This is a genomic window from Arthrobacter sp. D3-16 (genome assembly GCF_054408515.1).
In genome coordinates this window covers 377633-397023 of the sequence record NZ_CP096437.1, presented here as the reverse complement: position 1 = coordinate 397023, position 19391 = coordinate 377633, and the positions used below count along the sequence as shown (strand labels likewise).

Genomic DNA, 19391 nt, shown 5'->3' with positions numbered 1-19391 from the left:
CAAATAAGAGTAGGGCTCGGATACGTAGAGCGCAGAAGTCGGCTCCAGGCCGGAGACGGTAAGGGAGGGGGCGTATCTTGCCGAGTCTGCCTAGCTGACCGCCGGCACGAGGTGAAGGAGACTGGGACATTTATGTAGCGTGCGTCAAAGCGAGGAACGAGCAGCACGCGGGAAATGTCCCAGCCTCCGAACCGGAGGCGATTAGGGTCACGGCCTCCGAGCCGGACTCAGCCAGACGTAGCCAGACAGAGCCCGAAGAGAACTAGAGTCCCAGATCAGCAGGCAAGGGCAGTTCCTGGTCCAGGACGTTCCGGGCCAGGAAGTGCTCCACGACGCCGTACCAGACCTTGGCGTGCTGGGGCTGGAGGACCCAGTGGTTCTCGTCGGGGAAGTACAGGAACCGGTGCGGTGTGCGGCCATCCTGGTCTGCGGCGAGCTGCGATTTGGACAGCAGCTCGTACCAGAGACGCAGGCCTTCTCCAATGGGTACGCGGTAATCCTTGTCGCCATGGATCACCAGCATGGGCGTGCTGATCTTTTCGACATGAAGATGCGGCGAGTTTTCCAGTGCCATCTCTTCCGTCACTTCCTTCAGCCAGTACTGCGAGGCGTCCGTGGTGGGGCCGAACTGGTCCAGCGCCCAGAGGCTCGCGTGGGTCACTACCGCCTTGAACCGGTCCGTCTGCCCCGCAACCCAATTGGCCATGTAGCCGCCGAAGGAACCGCCCATCGCTGCCGTGCGGTCCCCGTCAATATCAGGGCGCTTGACGGCGGCATCAGTCACGGCCATGAGGTCAGTAAACGGGCCTTTACCCCATTCGCCCCAGCCCCGCTGGATGTAGTTCTGGCCATAGCCGGTGGACAGGGCCGGATCGGGCAGGAGCACCGCATACCCCTTCGCTGTCAGCAGCCAGGGGTTCCAGCGCCAGGTCCAGGCGTTCCAGGACCCCAACGGTCCACCATGGATCCACAGCAGCATTGGTGCCGGGGAGCCTGCAGAGGCACCATCAGGCAGCGCAAGGTAGGCCGGGACGCGGGAGCCGTCCGCCGCCGTCGCCGCAATCCGTTCCAGCTTGCCAGGGCGGTTGGGGCGTTCCGCCGCTGCCGGCAACCGGGTGGTCTCACCGGTTTGCAGGTCGATACGCACGGCCTCCGGCGGAAATTCGTAGGAACTGCGCAGGGCGTAGGCGCTGCGCCCCTCAGGCGAAACCACGACGTCGGTGTAGGCGGCCGCGTCCTGGGTCACCCGGGTGACGCTCACTTCAGCGGCAGACGCCGGGACACTGATCCGGAAAACCGGCGATGCGCCGTCGTCATCCGCTGTGACCAGGAGGGCGGAACCGTCCGGCAACCATGCCGCCGGCTTGCCCCAGCGGTCCCAGTCGTGGGCCAGGGGTGTCAGCTGCCCAGTGCCGGACGTGGAAGCGTCGGAGACATCCAAGAGGTGCAGCTTTACCTGTGGTGCCTGGCGTGGAGTGGTGTCGCTCTCGCTCACCACCACCAGGGTGTTGCCGTCCGGGCTGACCGGGCCGGGAAAGTAGCTCATACCCTCGTGGTCCAGGAGCACCCGGGTCTTGCCGGAGGCTACGTCAACAGCCACCAGGACGGAACGGCTGTCCGCCTTGGCGAGCGGTTTGGTGTAACTCGCGTAAATGGTCCGGCCGTCGGGGCTGACGGCGATTTCCGCCTCCCGCAGCCGCGGACCTGCATCCGGTGTGAGGTTCCGGAGGGTCAACGGCGCAGTGGCGTCCACAGTGGCAGGTTTGCCGGGCTCCTTCTCTTCCCCGGGCTCGACGGCGAAGATCCGCGGCTGGCCGGGCCCGAGGTCCGCGTCCCAGTAACGCACCGGATACTCGCTGTGCAGGATGGCGGAGACTTTGTTGTCCTTGCGGGACTTCCGCCGCTCGGCGTCGTCATCTTCGTCGGCCGAGCCCGCCAGAACCTCCGCTACAACGAACGTCGCGTCCGCCGCCGTGGCTGTCCTTACAGCACCGACGCCGCCGGGACGGTTCAGCACCACGCGGGCCTCGCCGCCGTCGGCGGGAAGGAGCCACAGGGCATTGACGGGGTCGCCTTCGGGGCTGTCAGGGTCGGGCCGGGCTGAAGTGAAGTAGACGTCACCGTTCGCTGCGAACGCAGCTCCGGCCTCGCCCTTGGCGCTGCGCGTGATGCGGCGCGCCTGCTTCTGCCCCGCAGGATCGAGCTCCCACAGGGCCGTGCCGAATTCGGTTCCCTTGCCGTTAAGGGTGGCCACGGTGGTAACCAGCCGCCGGCCGTCAGGGCTCATCGCCAGCCCACTCACCCGCGGGATGGAGAGGTAATGGTCCAGATCATGGAAAGGGGTCAAAGGTTGCTCGTCCGGGATCGCCGGGTTCAGATTAGCCATGCCCCCGATTCAACCCGACTTGTGCTTCCCGTCACAACCACTTCACTCCAGGCGAACCGGCACCACAGTTTCATGCGCTCCAAGCAAGGTGCGTGGCTGGCTTGGCGCCGTCGGCCGAGCCATTTGCCGGCGCCTGCTCGTTCCTCGCTTTGACGGCGCCTACACAAATGCCTGACCGCCGCCACCTGTGGGCGGCACACCTTCGCGTGAAGCGGAGGGGCCGGGGTGATTTGTGTAGCTTGCGTCAAAGCGACGAAGGAGCAGCAAGCGGCAAATTACTCCGGTGCCGCAGCGTCGTAACCCATTGACGCCGCAGCCAATGTTTGACGGAAGGGAGGGCAAAGCGGAAGGCCCCGCCTGCTCTGGGAGCTGGCGGGGCCTTCGGGTGGTGCTTTAGACGCTCGGAGCGATTTCCGGGATGCGCGGCTTGGCGTTGCCGGCGAACGTGAACTTGGCGTCGTCTCCGTCGCCTTCCACGTCCACTACGACAATGTCGCCGGCGTGGATCTCGCCGAACAGGATCTTCTCGGAGAGCTGGTCCTCGATCTCGCGCTGGATGGTGCGGCGCAGCGGCCGGGCACCCATGGCGGGATCGTAGCCGCGGGTTGCGAGAAGCACCTTGGCGGCGGGCGTGAGCTCGATGCCCATGTCCTTGTCCTTGAGGCGCTTCTCCAGCCGGGTGACGAACAGGTCCACGATCTCGATGATCTCGTCCTGGGTCAGCTGCGGGAACACCACAACATCATCAACACGGTTCAGGAACTCGGGGCGGAAGTGCTGCTTGAGCTCCTCAGTGACACGGGCACGCATGCGGTTGTAGCCGGTCTGCGTGTCGGTGCCGGACTGGAAGCCGGTGGCAACACTCTTGGAGATGTCCCGGGTACCGAGGTTGGTGGTCATGATGATCACGGTGTTCTTGAAGTCCACCACGCGGCCCTGGGAGTCGGTCAGGCGGCCGTCTTCCAGGATCTGCAGGAGGGAGTTGAAGAGGTCCGCGTGGGCCTTCTCCACTTCGTCGAACAGCACCACGGAGAACGGACGGCGCCGGACCTTCTCGGTCAGCTGGCCGCCCTCCTCGTAACCGACGTAGCCCGGAGGGGCACCGAAGAGCCGTGAGACGGTGTGCTTCTCCGAGTACTCGGACATGTCCAGGGTGATGAGGGCGTCCTCTTCACCGAACAGGAACTCCGCGAGTGCCTTGGCGAGCTCGGTCTTGCCGACGCCGGTGGGGCCGGCGAAGATGAACGAGCCACCCGGGCGCTTTGGGTCCTTGAGCCCTGCACGGGTACGGCGGATTGCCTGGGACAGCGCCTTGATGGCTTCGTTCTGGCCCACAACACGCTTGTGCAGTTCGTCTTCCATCTTCAGCAGTCGCGAGGATTCTTCCTCGGTCAGCTTGAACACGGGGATACCGGTGGAGTTGGCCAGCACCTCGGCGATGAGATCCTCATCCACCTCGGAGATGTCATCCATGCCGCCCGACTTCCAGTGGCGTTCCTTCTCCGCGCGCTCGGTGATCATCTTCTGCTCCTTGTCACGGAGCGAAGCTGCACCTTCGAAGTCCTGCGCGTCAATCGCGGACTCCTTTTCCATCTTCAGCTTGGCGATGCGCTCGTCCATGGCCTTGAGCTCCGGCGGAGCGGTCATGCGGCGGATGCGCAGCCGTGCGCCTGCCTCGTCGATCAGGTCGATCGCCTTGTCCGGCAGGAAGCGGTCCGAGATGTAGCGCTCGGCGAGGCTGGCGGCGGAGGCCAGTGCGCCGTCGGTAATGGTGACGCGGTGGTGCGCCTCGTAGCGGTCACGCAGGCCCTTGAGGATCTCGATGGCATGCGCCACGGAGGGTTCCTTGACCTGGATCGGCTGGAAGCGGCGCTCCAGCGCGGCATCCTTCTCGATGTGCTTGCGGTACTCGTCCAGTGTGGTGGCACCGATGGTCTGCAGTTCACCGCGGGCCAGCATGGGCTTCAGGATGGACGCAGCATCGATAGCACCTTCGGCGGCACCGGCACCCACGAGGGTGTGGATCTCGTCGATGAAGAGGATGATGTCACCACGGGTGCGGATTTCCTTGAGGACCTTCTTCAGGCGCTCCTCGAAGTCACCGCGGTAACGGGAGCCTGCCACCAGGGACCCGAGGTCCAGGGTGTAAAGCTGCTTGTCCCGAATGGTCTCCGGGACGTCGCCGCGCACAATCGCCTGGGCCAGGCCCTCGACGACGGCCGTCTTACCGACGCCCGGCTCACCGATCAGCACAGGGTTGTTCTTGGTGCGGCGGGAGAGGACCTGCATGACGCGTTCCATCTCCTGCTCGCGTCCGATGACCGGGTCCAGCTTGTTCTCGCGGGCAGCCTGGGTCAGATTGCGTCCGAACTGGTCCAGGACAACAGATCCGGCCGGGGCACCTTCAGGCTGGCCCGAGCCGACGCCGGCGCCGGTGGATTCCTTGCCCTGGTAGCCCGACAGGAGCTGGATGACCTGCTGGCGGACCCGGTTGAGGTCGGCGCCGAGCTTGACCAGCACCTGGGCGGCAACACCCTCACCCTCGCGGATGAGGCCCAGCAGGATGTGCTCCGTGCCGATGTAGTTGTGGCCCAGCTGGAGGGCTTCGCGCAGCGAGAGCTCCAGCACCTTCTTGGCACGGGGCGTGAAGGGGATATGCCCGGACGGCGCCTGCTGGCCCTGCCCGATAATCTCCTGCACCTGCTCGCGAACGCCGTCGAGCGAAATGCTCAAGGACTCAAGAGCTTTGGCGGCAACGCCCTCACCCTCATGGATCAAACCCAAGAGGATGTGTTCGGTACCGATGTAATTGTGGTTCAGCATGCGTGCCTCTTCTTGGGCAAGCACAACTACGCGACGGGCACGGTCCGTAAATCGCTCAAACATTTCGCCACACTCCTAGCTACGACGTACTTTGATGCTACGTGGCGGGCCCGGACTTGTGGAGCGTGTTCGCCACGGGGGAAACCGCGCCGGGACCGGGAATACCGGCAGGGGCCACTTTGCGGCACTGCCGGCACCGTCAGCGAGCAGGCAAAGAGCCCTCCCAGCGGCCGGATCCGTGGCCGCTGCAGTGCCGGTTTCGCGATGGTGTGGTGGGGCTACTTTGCCGGCCCACCGGCATGGCCCGCAGACGGCCCTCAACATCCCGGCCGTGTTGGACTAATTCCGGCCAGAGCCCCGCATTTCAGGTTCGGAAACGGCAAAAGCCCTGCCTCCCGAACCGGGATGCAGGGCTTTTTGCGGACTGGCACCGTAACTAGGAATTGGCCTTTTGGTAGGCTTCCTGGATTTCGGCCTGAATTCGGCCACGGCTGTTAACGGTATAACCGTTTTCCCGCGCCCATTGCCGAATCTGTGCTGAATCGTGGCTGCGGCCTCCGCCCGAGGCTTTGGTCCGGGCAGCCCGGCCGCTGCTGCTGCCGGAAGCCTTACGGGCGGCGCCGATAAACCGTTCCAGTGAGGAACGGAGTTCAGCGGCGTTCGCCGCCGATAGATCAATCTCGTAGTTGACGCCGTCAAGGCCAAACTTAACATTCTCGTCTGCGGATCCCCCATCCAAATCATCAACGAGGATGATGTTTACTTTCTGTGCCATTTAAAGTCTTCCTCTTGGAAAGGGTTCGGTTTTCAGAAAAGCAGGATGTTTCCCTAAAAGTATGACTCTTTTTATGGCAACGCGTCAAAGCGCCAAATGGTTCCTGGGGATAAAAGGGGGAAAGCTTAGGGGTTTATCAATTCGTTTCCGAATCGGGCCGGTCTACCGGCGCCGCCGCCCGCGCTTCGGCTTCTGCCTGGGCCTGCGCCTCTGCCTGCCGTTCGGATTTGTCCGCATTAAAGATTGACTTCATGGCAAACCAGAAGAGCAGGCCCACCACCAGCGAAGGCAGAAGCACAGCTACGTATTCCATGATCAGTGTCCTTCCGGCTTCAGCAGCGGGAAGAGGATAGTTTCGCGGATGCCGGCACCGGTGAAGAGCATCACCAGTCGGTCGATTCCGAGGCCGATGCCGCCCATCGGCGGCGCACCGTATTCGAGGGCACGCAGGAAGTCTTCGTCCAGCTGCATGGCCTCATCGTCGCCGGCGGCTGCGTGGCGTGACTGCTCGGTGAGCCGCTCGCGCTGGATCACGGGGTCGATGAGCTCGGAGAAGGCGGTGCCGCGCTCCATGCCGCCAATAATCAGGTCCCAGGCCTCGATCAGCCGGCCGTCCTTACGGTGCGGGCGGGCCAGCGGCTGGGCAGAGGGCGGGTAGTCGTAGACGAACGTGGGATTCAGCAGGGTGGGCTCGACGATTTCCCCAAACAGTTCCACGGCCAGCTTCTCGCCGTCCCACTTGGGGTCAACCTTGACGTCGTGCTTCTCCGCGATGCCGCGAAGCACCTCAAGGGAAGTGTCCGGCGTGACTTCCTGGCCAACGGCGTCGGACAGGCCCGGGTAAACCGAAACCCAGGCCCACTCGCCGTCGAGGTTGATTTCGCCTGCTTCGGTTTGAAGGACGCGGCCGGCACCCACGGCGTCGGCGGCGTCCAGGATGATCTCCTTGATGCGCTGCGCCATCACGAACTGGTCCGCCCACGCCTCGTAGCACTCCAGTGTGGTGAATTCCGGGCTGTGGGTGGAGTCCACGCCCTCGTTGCGGAACACGCGGCCCATGTCATACACGCGGTCGATGCCACCCACCACGGCACGCTTGAGGTACAGCTCGGTGGCGATGCGCAGGGTCATCTTCTGGTCGAAGGCATTCATGTGGGTCTCGAACGGGCGCGCCAGCGCACCGCCGTGCACCAGGTTCAGGATGGGCGTTTCCACCTCAACATAGTTGTGGCGGAAGAGCGTTTCGCGGATGGAACGGGTGATGGCGGCACGCGTGTAGACCATTTCGCGGGCTTCGTCGCGGACCATCAGGTCGACATAGCGCTGGCGGACGCGCGTTTCCTCGTTCAGCTCCGCGTGCAGTACGGGCAGCGGGCGGAGCGCCTTGGAGGCCATGGACCAGGACTCGGCCATCACGGAGAGCTCGCCGCGGCGCGAGGAGATGACCTCGCCCTTGATGAACACGTGGTCTCCGAGGTCAACCAGCGCCTTCCAGTCAGCGAGCGCTTCCTCGCCCACGTTGGCAAGGCTGAGCATTGCCTGCAGGCGCGTGCCCTTGCCGTCCGTACCGCCCTCCTGGAGGGTGGCGAAGCACAGCTTGCCGGTGTTGCGGACGAACACCACGCGGCCCGTGACGCCAACAATGTCCCCCGTGGTGTCGTCCGCCTCGAGGTGGGCATACTTCTCGCGGATCTCGGAGAGCGAATGCGTCCGCTCCACACCCACCGGGTACGCCTCGGCGCCGCGCTCGATCAGTTTGGCGCGCTTCTCCATACGGATCCGCATCTGCTCGCTGGCATCGAGCGGCTCAGGGGAGTTTTTGGGCGAGGGGGTGTTTTGGGAAGTCACAATCATCAAGTTTACCGGGAGTTGGGCTGGCCCGGCTTCGCAGCCGGCAGCGCGCTCCCGCCTAGGATGGGGTGGTGAAAGAACAGGTCCTTCCAACGCACGACGGCGGCCGGCTGGCCTTATACAGTTACGGCACCGAGCATGCGCCGGGAGAACGCCGGGTGCTCCTGATCGGCGGCGCGTTCCTGACGGCCCTGATTTACCGGCCGTTTTCGGTCGCGCTGGCCAAGGGCCTGGGCGAGGGCTGGGCCGTGGACGTCTATGACCGCCGTGGACGCGGAAGCTCCTCCGAGCAACCGGACGGCTACTCCATGGCAACGGAGATCGCCGACGTCCGTACCGTGCTCGACGCCACCGGTGCCCGGAATATCCTGGGCCACAGCCTGGGCGGCTCGGTGGCACTGAACGCCGTGCAGGAGTTCACTGGAACCTCCTACGTTCCGGACAAGCTGGCGGTGTATGACGCTGCCGTCAATATCGATGGCAGCATCGACACCTCCTGGTTGTCCGGATTCGAGGACGCCGTGGATAACGGCAAGGTGGGCCACGCCCTTGCGCACATGAAGAGGGCCACGAACCCCGGGTCGGCGATGGCGAAGATCCCCCGGCCGGTGCTCGCCGGACTGATGGCCTTGTTGTCCCGGACGAAGGTCAACAGGATGTTCCGGGAGGTGATGCCCAGTGGCGTTGGCGAACTGCGGGCCGCCTACAAAGAGGCAGACCATGCCAGGGACTTCAGTGTGTTGCCCACGAACACCCATTTCATGGCCGGCGGCAAAAGCCCGAGCTACTACAAGGCCACCGCGGAGCGGTTGCACGCGGCCGTTCCCGGCAGCACCTACGAGCTTTCCCCCAAGGGCTTCCACGGCTCCATCCCCGCTGCCGTGAACGAACTGGTCTCCGACATCTCCGAATACTTCAAGGGCTAGGCGCCACGGCGGAATCCGGCCAGCGCCGCGTCGCCGAGGTTCTGCCACACGCTCCGCGCCTCCTGCTGCCCGTCCCCGCCTCCGGGCCCAGTCGGGTCTGTGGGCCGGGTCCGGGCTGTGGGCTCGGTCCGGAATGCCAGCCAATCGCCATAACGGGTGATGTCTTGGCCGGATGCAGCGGCGACCGCATCACAGGCGAACCCGATGGCCTTGGAACCGGCCGAAAGTTCCACTGACCCGAGCAGCATGGGTTCCGGGAGGTTCGCCAGGAAAGAGCCCAGCCCCGCTTCGGACAGGAGCCACCGTTCTCCCACAAGCTCCGCGCCGGCGTCGTCCGAGCGGTAGACTCCGGGCTTCGGCGGCACGGTGTCGAGAGCAACCATGCGGTAGCGGGCCGCCGTACGCACCGGTCCGTCCCAGGCAGCACCCAGTTCCTCCAGTTGCGGCGCCAGCGGCTGGCCCTTGCGGTGCGCGCCCACCACTACCAGGGGTACGGCGGCGGCCCCGGCGGCTACCGGCCAGGGGAATGACGACGGCGCCGGGCCGGCAGCCTGCGCGGCCGCCCCCTCGGCAAAGAGGGCCGGAAGGTCCGGGGTTGCCTCCAGCAGGCGCGCGATGTCGGCGGCAACAGCATCGCCGAAGGTCCTGCCCACCACGGTCACCCCGAACTGCGCACCTTCCACGACGCCGGCGGGCACAGCCACCGCGCACAGGTCGAAGAGGTTGCAGAAGTTCGTGTAGGTGCCCATCAGCGAGTTCACGCCGACGGGGTCAGCCGCCACCTCCGCAAGGGTGGGGTGCAAGGGGGCGGTGGGGACCAACAGTGCGTCGAACCCTTCAAGCTGTGCCATCGCCTTTCGCTTCAGTACCTCCAACTGGGCGGTGTCGTTGACGTAGCGGTGGGCGGGCACTGTGCCCGCTGCCCGGATGATGCGTTCCACCGTGGGGTCAATGCCGGCCCCGTCCGCAGCGGCAGCCGCTGTTTCCACGAAACCCCCGACGGCGGCATAGCGCTCCGCTACCAACGCGCCGTCGTACAGCAGCCGGGCGGCCTCAAGGAAGGCATCACAGTCGATGGCTTCCGTCTCCGCTCCCAATTCCCGAAGGCGGCCTATGTTCCGGTGGAATTCGGCTTCCCACGCCGCCGGGAGTCCCGGCAGGGTTGCGGGGTATGCCACGCGGGGCTTTTCCGGTGCTGCCAGGCGGATGTCCGCCGGCCACGCCCGGGCTCCTCCCGCCATAACACCCATGGCGAGCTCGGCGGTGGACAGGTGGCGGGCGAAGATGGTGACGGCGTCCCAGGACCGGCAGGCCGGCACCACCCCGGCCGTGGAGACGACATGCAGCGTCGGTTTGATGCCCACGATGCCCTGCAGCCCAGCGGGCACCCGGCCTGATCCTGCGGTGTCCGTTCCAATGGCGATGTCCACCAGCCCCAAAGCCACGGCGACCGCGGAGCCGGAGCTGGAGCCGCCGGAGATAAAGTCCGGGCGGCGGGAATCCCGCACCGCACCATGCGGGCTTCGGGTGCCCACAAGGCCTGTCGCAAACTGGTCGAGATTGGTGGCCCCCAGGACCAGGGCGCCGGCGGCACGGAGGCGGGCCACTGCTTCCGCGTCCTTTTCCGGCAGGTACGCAAAGCCGGGGCACGCCGCCGTCGTCGGGATCCCTGCGATGTCAACGTTGTTCTTGACGGCGAGCAGGAGCCCGGCAAGTGGCAGGTCCGCGCCTTCCGCAGCGGCCGTGTCAATGGCAGCAGCTTCGGCCAGCAGTTCATCTTCACCACGGAGGGCGATCCAGATCTCGGGACGGTCCACTGCCTCCATTGCGGCGAGGGCGGCTTGAACGCGCCTGGTGGAGGCGCCGTTGGTTTCTTGGCTCATACTGCTGCCTCTTCCAGTTCCTGTGCTTCCAGCTCCTGTGTTTCCCGGGCTGCGCCCGGAGTTTCGGGTTCGGCATCCAACCCACCGAGGACCACCACCGCCTCGCCCGCAACCACCTGCGAACCCGCCGTTGGCAGGACCTGCAACACCACTCCGTCGCTCGGCGCTTCGAGCACGGTTTCCATCTTCATGGCCTCCAGGGACACCAGCGGCTGGCCCTGCACCACCCTGTCGCCTGCTTTGACATCAACCTTCCAGACGCTCGCCGCGAATGGGGCTGCAACCAGGGATCCGCCGTCCGGGACTGCTACTTCGTCGGCCACCGGCGACACGACGGCGGCAAGCGCGTCCGCGCGGTCAAACTCCCCGGCGTCGGCCCAGGCCTGCCGCTCCACCGCGAACGCCGCGCCCTGCTTCTCCCGGAACGCCGTGATGGACTCCTGGTTCTCCTCAAGGAACACCTCGTGTTCAGCGAGGGAGAACGTGCCGTCCTCGATCTCCACGCCACGGCCCCTGCCGGCGGCCATGTCGGCCCGCAGGTCCAGGAGTTCCTCGGGGCTGACGGGGTACCAGGAGATGCGGTCGAAGAAGCGGAGCAGCCACGGCGAGCCCGGCTCGAACGGAGCGGAATCCGCGTAGCGCGACCAGACCTGCGTGGTGCGGCCCACGAACTGGTAGCCACCTGGTCCTTCCATGCCGTAAATGCACATGTACGCGCCGCCGATGCCCACGGCGTTCTCAGGTGTCCAGGTGCGGGCCGGGTTGTACTTGGTGGTGACCAGGCGGTGGCGTGGATCCAGTGGGGTTGCCACCGGGGCCCCAAGATAGACGTCGCCGAGCCCCAGGACCAGGTATTCGGCGTTGAAGACGGTGTCGAACACCTCGTTGACGGAGTCCAGGCCGTTGATCCGCCGGATGAATTCGATGTTCCAGGGGCACCAGGGGGCGTCGTCGCGGACACCTGCCATGTAGCGTTCGATCGCTTCGCGGGTGGCAGGATCGTCCCAGGAGAGCGGCAGCCTGACGGTGCGGCTGGGAACCACCAGTTCCGAACTCGCCGGCAGGGCGGCCTCCACTTCCTGGACAAGGTCCAGCAGGCGCCTCGTGGACAGGACGGATGGATCCACCTTGATCTGCAGGGAGCGGATCCCGGGGGTGAGATCGACGATTCCCGGCACGCGGAGCTGTTCGAGGTGCTGGTGCAGGGCGTGCACCCTGGCCCGGAGCCCGAGGTCCAGGACCATCTCCCCGTACTCGACCAGCAGGTTGTCGTCCCCGGACCGGCGGTAGGTGACCGCGGGCCTGCCGGAACCTTCCGGCACACGGCCCAGCACGCCGTCGTCACCATCCCCCCGCCCGGTACGGCTGGCAGCCGATGCAGGGGTGCCTGCTGCCGGAAGCCGGGAGATGTCCGCGGACCAGCCGGAGTCGCCCGGCAGAACCAACTGCCGGCCGGGTCCCAGATCCTTGGCCGACGGCGCCTGGCTCACCCGGATGGGTACGAACCGGACTTTGTCGCCGGGCCGAAGCTGGCCAAGCTTCCAGCGGTCGGCGGTCACCACGGTGACCGGGCAGACGAACCCGCCCAGGCTGGGCCCGTCGGGACCGAGCAGGATGGGGGTGTCCCCGGTGAAGTCCAGGGCTCCCACTGAATAGGCGGTGTCGTGGATGTTGGACGGGTGCAGGCCGGCCTCGCCGCCGTCGGTCCGGGCCCAGCGCGGCTTAGGGCCGATAAGCCGCACACCAGTGCGGGCGGAGTTGAAGTGGACCTCGTATTCGGAGGCGTAGAGCTCTTCGATGTCCTCGCGCTGGAAGAACTCCGGTGCGCCGTGCGGCCCCTCCGCCACGGTCAGTTCCCAGGCTGAAGTCAGGGCGGGCCTGCTGTCCAGCGGCACGGCTGCCTCGGCCATTGTTTCGCAGGCACCTTCCCCGTCGGAGACGGCCGGGGCAACTGCGCGGAGCACATCGCCTGTGCGGAGGACCCGCCCGGCATGGCCGCCGAACTGCCCCAGGGTGAAGGTGGCGGCGCTGCCCAGGTATTGCGGAATGTCCAGGCCGCCTTGGAACAGGATGTAGCCGCGGAGCCCGTTGCCGCCGGCGGTCCCGACGTCGAGCGTTCCGCCGGCAGGGACCGTGACAGGTGCCCAGGTGGGCACCTCCGTCCCGTCGACGGTGACTGTTACCTCAGCGCCCGTGACGCAGACAGTGGTGCGGTGGGTGAAGGTCAGGCTGGGGCCGGTCATGGTGAACTCCAGGCCGGGAGCACCCTCCGCGTTGCCGAGGGCGGTGTTGCCGAGCCGGAACGACAGGTCGTCCATGGGTCCGCTGGGCGGTACACCGATCTGCCACAGCCCTGTCCTGCCCGGCCAGTCCTGCACGCTTGTCTGCAGGCCCGGGCGGTCCACGGTGATGCGCGGCTCCGGGTCCCCCACGTTGTCCAAGGTGCTCGTGGAATGCTGTACGGCCCGGACCACGTCCAGCCCCGTTGCAGCGCGGAGCAGGCCGAGGTTGGTCTCGATCCCGTCGATGCGGGTGCCGGCGAGCGCTGCTGCAAGCCGGTCAAGGGCTTCGGCACGGTCCGCCCCGGCGGTGATGATTTTGCCCAGGAGCGGATCGTAGTTCGTGGAAACTTCAGTCCCTGTTTCGGCCCAGGCGTCCACGCGGACACCCTCGGACACGGGATAGACGGCGTTGGTTACGGTGCCGGCGCTGGGCTGGAAGCCGCGCGCGGGGTCCTCGGCATACACGCGCGCTTCCACGGCGTGGCCCGAAACCGGCAGGCTGTCCGGTACTTCCGCCAGGACCGTTGTGGCGTCGGTGCCGCCCTGGGCCAGGCGGAGCATCCACTCCACGAGGTCCACGCCGGTGACGGCCTCGGTGACAGGGTGCTCTACCTGGAGCCGGGCGTTGACCTCCAGGAAGGAGGCCTCGCGGCGGACGGGATCGTAGACGAATTCCACGGTTCCCGCGGAGCGGTAGTTAAGGGAGGCGCACAGGGCGCGGGAGCTGCGGTGAAGTTCCTCGCGCAGCTCCTCCGGGAGGTCCGGTGCGGGCGCTTCCTCGAGGACTTTCTGGTGGCGGCGCTGGAGGGAGCAGTCACGGTCGCCGAGGCTGACTACCCGGCCTTCGCCGTCGCCGAAAATCTGGACCTCGACGTGCCGGGCGTTTTCGACGTACCGCTCAGCGAACACTCCGGCGGTGCCGAAGCTGGCGCCGGCCAGGCGGGCCACGCGCGGGAAGCTTTCCACGAGTTCGGCCTCCGTGCGGCAGACCGTCATACCGATTCCGCCGCCACCGCCGGTGGCTTTGAGCATCAGCGGGAAGCCAATCGCAGCCGCTGCCGCGACGGCGTCGTCCACGTCTGCCAGCAGCCCGGACCCGGCGATCATGGGCACTCCTGCGGCCCGCGCAGCGTCCCTGGCCGTGTGCTTGGTGCCGAAGATGCGGAGCTGTTCGGCGGTGGGTCCCACAAAGACCAGGCCCGCGGCCTCGACGGCCTCGGCGAAGGCGGCGTCCTCGGACAGGAAGCCGTAGCCGGGGTGGATGGCTCCTGCACCGGAGGACTTGGCTGCTTCCAGCAGCGCATCGACGCGGAGGTAGGACTCCTTCGCGGGTGCGGGCCCGAGGAGCACTGCTTCGTCCGCCAGCCGGACGTGCTTGGCACCCCGGTCCGCTTCGGAGAATACGGCCACCGTCCGGAGTCCAAGCTTGCGGGCGGACTCGATGATGCGGCAGGCGATCTCCCCGCGGTTGGCGATCATGAGGGTGTCAAAAGTGCTCACAGGGCTGCCTCCGGCCGGGTGACGATCATGCGGACAGGGGTGGGGTTGAAGCCGTTGCACGGGTTGTTGATCTGCGGGCAGTTGGACACCAGCACAAGGGTGTCCACTTCTGCCCGCAGTGCCACGCGCTTTCCCGGTGCGGAGAGGCCGTCGACGATGCCCAGGGCGCCGTCCGGATCCACGGGGACGTTCATGAACCAGTTGATGTTGGACACCAGGTCCCGCTTCCCGAGCCCCCAGCGTGAGCCCTCGATGAGGAAGTTCTCCACGCAGGCGTGCTGCTCGCGGGTGTGCTGCCCGTAGCGCAGGGTGTTTGATTCCTGTGAGCAGGCCCCGCCGATGGTGTCGTGGACGCCCACCTCGTCCGCCACGACCGTCATCAGGGGCAGTCCCGTCTCCGCCCGCAGGACCGAACCGGTGGTCAAAACAATCGACTGCTGCCGGGCGATGGTGACGGCAGCCGAGTAGCGGACGGTGGAGTCGCCCGCGGCATACAGCAGGCAGTCCACGGCCTGGTTGCCTTCCAGGTCCACGATGGTCAGCACGTCTCCCGCGGATACTACGGCGGACCAGGGGCCGCGGGCTTCGACGAATTCGTCAAGGACCACGTCGCCCGGTGTGAGGGCAAGGTTTAGTGCGTCCGCGATGGGATCAGTGTCAGTGGCGGTGTTCATCGGGCGTTCCTTGCGGTCAGGTCGTGTTCGGTGTTGTGCAGTGCCTGCAGGTGTTCGGGAGCCAGGGGGCCAGTGAGGGTGCCGGCTTCCAGCGCTGCGAGGTCCTGCGGGGCGTGCCAGGCAACGATGTCGACGGCGGTTCCAGTGAATTCTGTGCGCGGGTCCAGCGGGTGCGCGGTGTTGGCCAGGACCAGGACCGCGTCCATCTGGAGCAGAAGTTCGACGGCGGCGCCCGGGCCGGTGCTTCCGGCGAAGGTGATCCTGCCGGAAGGGTCAACGTTGATGCCCTTGAACAGGGACAGGGAGGGTGCCACGTCACGGGGACCCAGCCCGCTCTTCAGGGCGCCTAGGGTGAGGAGTTCCCGGGCGGCCGGAGAAGCGCTGTGGGCGGTGCCGGCGCCGTACCTTGCCGTGTTGCCTTCCAGGGTGGTGGCTCCTGTCAGTGCGTCGTGGCAGGTGGACGTATCGGCGACGATCGTGGCCATGAGCCGGCCGGCGTCGGAGAGGAGCGGGTGGCCTGCACCCGGGTAGGCCTGCCAAGGGACCTTTACGGTGTCAGCGATGTTGAGCCGCTCGTGCAGGGCACCGGCGCGGTAGAGGAGGGCATGCACGCAGGCGTCCCCCTGGGTATCCGTGAGCCTGATCCTGGTGCCGCGGCCAAGGCTGATGGCGGTGTACCGGCCAAAGGCCAGGGATTCGGCCCAGGAAAGCCCGGCGGAGGCGCCTGCAGGGAGGCGCGCCGTCAGGCGTGCCGGGGCGGAGGCAGCGGGAATGAAGCGCATGGTCTCGGCTGTCCTGCCGTGCTGCTCCCTGGCGTGGGCACGGGCGCCGGCGGTGGTGGCCGTACCGGCTGCTGCTGGGCTTTCGGTTACTTGTGTCATGTCAATCCTGTGTTGGTCCGCGTGGTGGTGTTTGTTCGAAAAGCTGGTGAATTTGGGGTGGCTCAGGCGTTGGCGGCCTGGTTCCTGCGCCGGACCCAGAGGCCAAGGAGCAGGACCACCGTCACCATGAGCGGCGCTGAGTAGAGGAGGATGCCGTTTTCGCCGGTGGGGTCGTAGACCTCGGGCCGGGGCCAGGCGAGGTTGACCACCATCAGTGCTCCGTAGAGGACGGCGAGGATGTTGACGGGCAGCCCCCAGCGTCCGAGCGAGAAGAGTCCTGCCGGCAGGGTCTGTCCTACCCGGTTCCAGTCGCCCCGGAGCCTGTTGAGCAGCTGCGGCACGGTGACCAGGAGGTACGCGATGTAGACCATAACGATGCAGACGCTGCACAGGGTGGTGAACAGTGCCGCGTTGCCTACGTTGATGGCCAGCACGCCAACTGCCAGGGCGCCGATGACGATCGAGGGCCACATCGGTGTCCCTCGGGTGGGATGGACCGAGGACAGCAGCGCCGAGGCGGGGAGTTTTCCGTCGCGTGCCATGGAGAACACCAACCGTGAACCTGCAGTCTGGATGGCAAGGGTGCAGACAAAGATGGCGATGGCCACGTCCACCAGAAGGACCTTGCCCCAGAAAGTGCCCAGGACGGCGGTGAGGACGTAGGGCAGGCCTTCAGAGGCGAGCCGGCCATCGTCAAGGCTCGGTGCAGCCATCAGGGCGGTGATGATCATCAGTGCTCCGCCGATTCCGGAGATGAGCAGGGCCGAAAGGATGGTGCGCGGAGCGGTACGGCGGGGGTCCTTGGTCTCCTCGGAAAGCTCGCCGGCCGAGTTGAAGCCCACCATCACGTAGGCGGCCATCAGTCCGGATACCAGGAAGGCTCCGACGGCCCCAAGGTCTGAGCCCTGGAGCACGGTGGTGTCCGCGACAACGCCGGGCCCGCGCTGCGCGGCGCTGATGAGGGCAAGGATGACGGCCACAACGCCGACAATTTCGCAGGTGACGCCGACGGAGTTGACGTGGGCCATGAGCTTGACGCCGAGGGAATTGATGATGGTGGTCGCTACCAGCAGCACCGCTCCCAGGATGACTGCGTTGGCGGCACCGGTCACGGTATTCAGCGCCGGATCACCGCCTACTATCTGGAACCCGCCCCAGAGCTGGGGCAGCACCACCTGAAGGGCGATCGCGGCGGCGGCTGCGGTGACCACTTGGGCGATGGCCATGAACCAGCCGGCGAACCAGCCCACGCCCTCTCCACCCACACGGCGCGCCCACTGGTACACGGCCCCCGACAGCGGGTACCGGGCGGCCAGTTCGGCGAAGTTCAGGGCCACAAGAAGCTGGCCCACCAGCACCACCGGCCAGGTCCAGAAGAAAGCCGGCCCGGCGAACGAGTAGCCGAAGGCGAACAGCTGGAAGATGGTGGTCAGGATGGACACGAAAGAAAAACCGGCGGCGAAGGAAGCGTAGCGGCCGAGTTTCCGGTGCAGGGTGGGCTCGTAGCCAAGGAACGTCAGGTCCGCATCGTCCGCATGGACGGTGGGAAGAACGGTTGAAGTCATCGGATTCTCCGGGGGCTGGAACGGCGTTGGGGTGGAGCCTGCCGGCAATGCAGCACTCGGCCGATGGCTGCGGAATACCGGTCACTTGATAGTTTTCCAGCGTGATGTCCCCAACGAGTTTCGCCTCTGTAAAAGGCACATAGACATCTTGTTTCCGCTTTATTTCCGTCCCCTCACCTCCGGCCGGAGCGCCGGAAGGCCGTGACGCGGGTGCAAGAATTATGCGGTGACTTCAGCCGGACCGGGGAGACCCCGCAGCCAACAGCCCTCCAGGCCCGGGGCCACGGCCCGTGACGAAATCCTGGACGCCGCGGCCGAGCTTTTCACCACCCAAGGGTTCGCCAACACGTCCACGCGCTCCATTGCCGACGCCGTGGGGATCAGGCAGTCGTCCCTCTATCACCACTTCAAGACCAAGGACGACATCCTCGAAGACCTGCTGGAGGGAACGGTGCTGGGCGGGCTGACGTTTGCGCGTGCGGTGGCGGCGCTGCCAGCTGAAGGGCCGGCCGGAAGCCGCCTCCACGCCGTCGCGCTCTACGACGGGACGCAACTGTGCACTGCCCGCTGGAACCTCGGCGTCCTCTACCACCTGCCCGAGGCCCGCAGCGCCCGCTTCGCCCGTTTCCTCGCAGACCGGCAGGAGCTGCGCAACCTGTACCGGGAGCTGGGAGCGGCCCTGTCCCCCGGTGACCCCGCAGTCGCTTTAGGCGACGATCCGGGCGATCTTGCCTTCCGCCTTGTCGAATCCCTGATCAACCTTCGGGCTGACGGAATGGTGACGTCCGCCTCGCCGCTGCAGGCGGCTGATGCCGGACTGGTCCTTTGCGGGCTTGGCCGGGAGCTGGCAGCCATTCGCGAACAAAGCGCCGCGCTCATCAAAAGCCTCGGCTGACAGCCTGGGTGCGCCCCGGCGGCCGACGGTGTCCATGGTGCCTGCCTTCAGGTTGCTCGGCTAGGCTCGGAACATGACGCGTGAGAACATCAGGACCCCCGACGGCGGCACTCTGGAGCTCTTCTCCACGGGCGCGGAGTTCGCTTCCGCCGGTTCGGGCGTGGTTATTGTCCCGCCCTCAATGGTGACCGCTGCGGACTACACCAGGTTCGCGCAGAAGCTCAGTGCAGCGCTGGGCCGCCCGGTCCACACGTTCAACAGGCGGGGCCGGGGCTCCTCGTCGCCCCAGCCGGAGGACTACACCCTGGACGTGGACATCCGGGACCTGGCAACGGTGATGAAGCACACGTCCAGCACCGACGTGTTCGGCCACAGCTTCGGCGGCGCCGTTGCCCTTCACGCCGCCCGCACCCTGCCGGTGGAACGGCTCGCTGTCTATGACCCCGCCGTCTCCGTGAACCACAGCGTCAAGGCGGACTGGACCGCAGAGTACGAGCGCGCTGCCGCTGCCGGCGATGACGACCGTGCCCTCGCCGTCCTGCAGCGCGGCCTTGAAGCCGGCGGTGCCTTCTCATCGCGCATGCCGCTTTCCATGCTGACGCTGGCCAACAAGCTGACGGCCGGGACATCCGAGGGCAAGCAGCAGCGCGAGATGATGCGGACGGGCGTCCGGGAAATCAAGGCGATCATCGCCGCGGACATGCCGGCAGAGCCGTTCCTGGAACTGCCGCTGGAGACGCTGATTGTGGTGGGTGAAAAGAGCCCGGCCTACTTCGGCATGGCGTGCGGCCAGATCCACGACGTCCTGTCAGGCTCCAGCTACACCATCCTGCCCGGCTACGGCCACGACGGCGTCATCAAAGCTCCGGACAGGCTGGTCAAGGAACTCGCGGACTTCTACGCCGGCTAGCCCAAAACTACGCAAAGTAACTCGCAGTTAACGTCGCGAA

Annotated in this window: 13 protein-coding genes; 3 read left to right on the top strand and 10 right to left on the bottom strand. The window is 66.3% G+C overall.

What is annotated here, in order from left to right; translation table 11 throughout:
* Nucleotides 1-262: 262 nt before the first annotated feature.
* The 5 genes from M1D32_RS01920 to lysS form a co-directional block, all read right to left on the bottom strand.
* Nucleotides 263-2386 (bottom strand): S9 family peptidase, encoded by a 2124-nt coding sequence (locus M1D32_RS01920; protein WP_458780688.1) that lies wholly within the window; start codon nucleotides 2384-2386, stop codon nucleotides 263-265.
* A 393-nt stretch (nucleotides 2387-2779) separates the two neighbouring features.
* Nucleotides 2780-5272, bottom strand: a complete 2493-nt coding sequence (locus tag M1D32_RS01915) for an ATP-dependent Clp protease ATP-binding subunit (RefSeq protein WP_458780687.1) — start codon at nucleotides 5270-5272, stop codon at nucleotides 2780-2782.
* A 373-nt stretch (nucleotides 5273-5645) separates the two neighbouring features.
* Entirely contained in the window at nucleotides 5646-5984 is a 339-nt protein-coding gene (locus M1D32_RS01910) for a histone-like nucleoid-structuring protein Lsr2 (RefSeq protein WP_458780686.1), read from the bottom strand.
* A 136-nt stretch (nucleotides 5985-6120) separates the two neighbouring features.
* Nucleotides 6121-6297, bottom strand: a complete 177-nt coding sequence (locus tag M1D32_RS01905) for a hypothetical protein (RefSeq protein ID WP_458780685.1) — start codon at nucleotides 6295-6297, stop codon at nucleotides 6121-6123.
* A 2-nt stretch (nucleotides 6298-6299) separates the two neighbouring features.
* Nucleotides 6300-7838, bottom strand: coding sequence for a lysine--tRNA ligase (gene lysS, locus M1D32_RS01900; protein ID WP_458780684.1), 1539 nt, complete (start codon nucleotides 7836-7838; stop codon nucleotides 6300-6302).
* Between the two features lie 68 nt (nucleotides 7839-7906).
* Between lysS and M1D32_RS01895 the strand changes: the two genes are divergently transcribed.
* Nucleotides 7907-8761: an alpha/beta fold hydrolase gene (locus M1D32_RS01895; RefSeq protein WP_458780683.1), complete on the top strand. Its 855-nt coding sequence runs from the start codon at nucleotides 7907-7909 to the stop codon at nucleotides 8759-8761.
* On the opposite strand, the gene atzF is transcribed toward M1D32_RS01895, so the two are convergent.
* From atzF to M1D32_RS01870, 5 genes are all read right to left on the bottom strand, one after another.
* On the bottom strand, nucleotides 8758-10644 hold the full coding sequence (gene atzF / locus M1D32_RS01890; RefSeq protein ID WP_458780682.1) for an allophanate hydrolase: 1887 nt from the start codon (nucleotides 10642-10644) through the stop codon (nucleotides 8758-8760). The two genes, M1D32_RS01895 and atzF, sit on opposite strands and share 4 nt — an antisense overlap.
* Nucleotides 10641-14426 carry an urea carboxylase gene (uca, locus tag M1D32_RS01885; RefSeq protein WP_458780681.1) on the bottom strand — a complete coding sequence of 1262 codons (3786 nt, stop codon included), beginning with the start codon at nucleotides 14424-14426 and terminating at the stop codon, nucleotides 10641-10643. The genes atzF and uca overlap by 4 nt, the downstream gene beginning before the upstream one ends.
* A complete protein-coding gene (locus M1D32_RS01880) occupies nucleotides 14423-15100 on the bottom strand; it encodes an urea amidolyase associated protein UAAP2 (RefSeq protein WP_458780680.1) in 678 nt (225 codons plus the stop codon). Before M1D32_RS01880 ends, uca begins: the two co-directional genes overlap by 4 nt.
* Nucleotides 15097-15981, bottom strand: a complete 885-nt coding sequence (locus M1D32_RS01875; protein WP_458780679.1) for an urea amidolyase associated protein UAAP1 — start codon at nucleotides 15979-15981, stop codon at nucleotides 15097-15099. Before M1D32_RS01875 ends, M1D32_RS01880 begins: the two co-directional genes overlap by 4 nt.
* A gap of 62 nt (nucleotides 15982-16043) precedes the next feature.
* A complete protein-coding gene (locus M1D32_RS01870) occupies nucleotides 16044-17546 on the bottom strand; it encodes an amino acid permease (protein ID WP_458780678.1) in 1503 nt (500 codons plus the stop codon).
* A gap of 226 nt (nucleotides 17547-17772) precedes the next feature.
* Here M1D32_RS01870 and M1D32_RS01865 point away from each other — a divergent pair, with 226 nt between their 5' ends.
* Together M1D32_RS01865 and M1D32_RS01860 are read left to right on the top strand one after the other, a co-directional pair.
* A complete protein-coding gene (locus M1D32_RS01865) occupies nucleotides 17773-18441 on the top strand; it encodes a TetR/AcrR family transcriptional regulator (RefSeq protein WP_458780677.1) in 669 nt (222 codons plus the stop codon).
* A gap of 73 nt (nucleotides 18442-18514) precedes the next feature.
* Nucleotides 18515-19351, top strand: coding sequence for an alpha/beta fold hydrolase (locus M1D32_RS01860; protein ID WP_458780676.1), 837 nt, complete (start codon nucleotides 18515-18517; stop codon nucleotides 19349-19351).
* The last annotated feature ends 40 nt before the right edge of the window (nucleotides 19352-19391 follow it).